The 2,531-nt window shown below is 38.8% G+C and carries 2 protein-coding genes; one reads left to right on the top strand and one right to left on the bottom strand.

Annotated elements, in window-relative coordinates; all coding sequences use genetic code 11:
- Window positions 1–205 precede the first annotated feature (205 nt).
- Entirely contained in the window at window positions 206–1,396 is a 1,191-nt protein-coding gene (locus tag Q0017_RS13725; protein ID WP_298148023.1) for a YbfB/YjiJ family MFS transporter, read from the top strand.
- On the opposite strand, the gene Q0017_RS13720 is transcribed toward Q0017_RS13725, so the two are convergent.
- Complete coding sequence (locus Q0017_RS13720) at window positions 1,393–1,923, bottom strand: M23 family metallopeptidase (RefSeq protein ID WP_298148020.1); 531 nt, start codon at window positions 1,921–1,923, stop codon at window positions 1,393–1,395. The genes Q0017_RS13725 and Q0017_RS13720 overlap by 4 nt on opposite strands.
- Window positions 1,924–2,531 lie beyond the last annotated feature (608 nt).

The raw sequence follows: 2,531 nt of genomic DNA, 5'->3' as shown, positions 1-2,531 counted from the left end.
TTGGTCTAAGAATGAATTTAATTGCTGGAATGGTGAATTGGATGCTCTTAAATTAACTTTCGCAAGAGATCTAATGTGAAAAATAGGCATTTTTAGCGTATTGCTTAATAAAAACCCATAAGTCTATGTTGGTTATCTATAAAAGCTCGCTAAATGGGTTAAGATTGGTTTAAATTTAAGCAAATAATAACGACAAAGGAACAGGATGTTCTCAATTACACAACGCCTGAGCATATTTTTAATGCTCAGCACCGGACTTGCGGTGGGGATTTTACGTTTTTCTTATACCGCTTTATTACCCAGTACCCGAGAAGCCTTTGAATGGAGTAGCAACTTTGCCAGTGTGTTGGGCAGCGCCAACTTATTGGGCTATTTGATTGGTGCATTTTGGGCCATGCGCTTAGCACAAAACGTCAAGATGCTACATTATTTGACGGGTGCCGGCGTGATTGGAAGTTTGAGTTTACTGTGTTGTGCCTTTGATGGCTTTACAGGGGCATGGTATATCTTTTGGCGAGTGCTTTCAGGGATTTGCGGCGGCTTACTGATGATCTTAGCACCCACTGTGGTTGCGCAATGTGCCGATGCTAGTCAACGTCTAAAAATCAACTTTGTTGGCTTTAGTGGTGTTGGAATTGGTGTGTTAGCAGCAACGCTGTTTTTACCTTATTTAGATCGTATTAGTATTACGCAAGCTTGGCTGATTTTATTTAGTTTTGCGGTGTTGTTTACCGTGTTTATTGCCAAGTTGATTTATCCCTTTCATCAGCAACTCGATCATAATACTCAAACCCAAGCGCCCAATACACGCCCGGATGGGTTTTATAAAACCTTAATTTTGGTTTATGCCTGTAGTGCCTTTGCCTATATTCCACATTCTTTATTTTGGATTGATTATTTAACTCAAAGTTTAGGTTTATCTTTATTTTGGATTAATTTTAATTGGATTTTATACGGGATTGGCAGCGCATTTGGGGCATTCACAGCCTATTTGTTTGCGCTAAAGTTTGGCAATTTAAAAGCCTTAAAATTACTGTATAGTTTTTATGTGGCAGCTATTTTGTTTGCCTTAGTACCAAGTTTTCCGCTGTTGACTTTTTTATCATCGCTGTTAACGGGTTTGCTTAATCCTGCTGTGGTGTTTTTAACCTCTTATACGATTTTGCAATATTACGGTTTGGCCTATAAAAAACTTTGGGGCATGGCCACGATGACCTTTGCCTTAGTACAACTGATTGGCGGTTTAAGCTTTAGTACCTTACAAAGTTTTAATGTGGCTTATCCACAGCAATTTATTTTAGCTGCTGCTGTTTTATTGTCAGGTACCTTATATTTTATGTTTTATGTACGACGCTATGAACTGGAGTTTAAAAAGGAAGTGACCCCTCAAACTTAAGGCTTTAAATAAGGATAAGGATTGACTGCACCTTGTCCTTGTAAGTAAATTCCATAATGCAAATGTGGCGGTGTGTGTTTGGCATTGCCACTATTACCCACATAACCCAATACTGTGCCCGCGTCCACCCAATCGCCTGCTTGAATATGCTCAGCATACGCATCCAAATGGGCATAATAATGTGAGCTTAATTCAGGCCCTATAATCCAAATAACTTTACCACCTAAATGATTGGTGCCAACGTCACGTACAATCCCTTGAGTGGTACTCATTACAACTGTACCACGCTTGGCAAAAATATCCACACCCTCATGGCGACGCCCAGCACTTCTTGCAGCTCCCCATGTATCGTCAATTTGTCTAAAAGCCACTTGCTCTACCGGTATCAAAAGCGGTGCTTGTAGCGGCGTGCGCTTAAGCTGCCAATACAGATAAGGTTTTTGCCATGTAATTGCTTGTGTAGCAGGTGGTGGCTGACAAGCACTAAGTAACATCACCACTAAAGCGTATCCAATTGCTTTAAACATGAAAACCCCATAGCAAACAACCCTCACAGGAGGGTTACTTGATTAAATCAATGATCAACTTATTTGGTCTTGCGTTTTTGCTGTTGCTGTTGCTGTTGCTGTTGCCCATTGTTTTGCACATCTTGGGCTTGTTGCTGTAACTTTTGCTGATGCTGTTTTTTCTTATGCGCCATGACTCACTCACTCCTTCGATGCTTTGCAAGATCGATTTAATGTAACTGATTTTTAACTTAGGCCAATATCAAGTTTGTGAGCATTTGCGTCAATGTAAATTGCTCAATTTTTATGGCTTTAAAATCAAAGGGCAAAAAAATTAAAATTCACAAAAGCTACTCAATGAAACAGTATGAGCTAGCTTAAAAGCCATCAAGAAAAAAATTCCCAACAAGCAATACTTTCTGAGCATCTTGACGCATAATATAGGCATCGAATTTTTTTGGTGACATGATGGGTAGACTTGCGTAGTCAGCCCATACATGCACCTTTTTTGTAAATTGTTCACATTGAAGAAGTTATTTTATGAAAATCGTCATTCTTAATAATTATGACAATTTCAATCTTATATAGTTCGTTATAGTTCGAAAACTTCTATATCATATTAAATTATA

The sequence above is a fragment of the uncultured Acinetobacter sp. genome (assembly GCF_947624825.1).
GTDB lineage: Bacteria > Pseudomonadota > Gammaproteobacteria > Pseudomonadales > Moraxellaceae > Acinetobacter.
The sequence above is the reverse complement of the archived record's forward strand: the minus strand, read 5'-3'. Positions and strand labels throughout refer to the sequence as shown.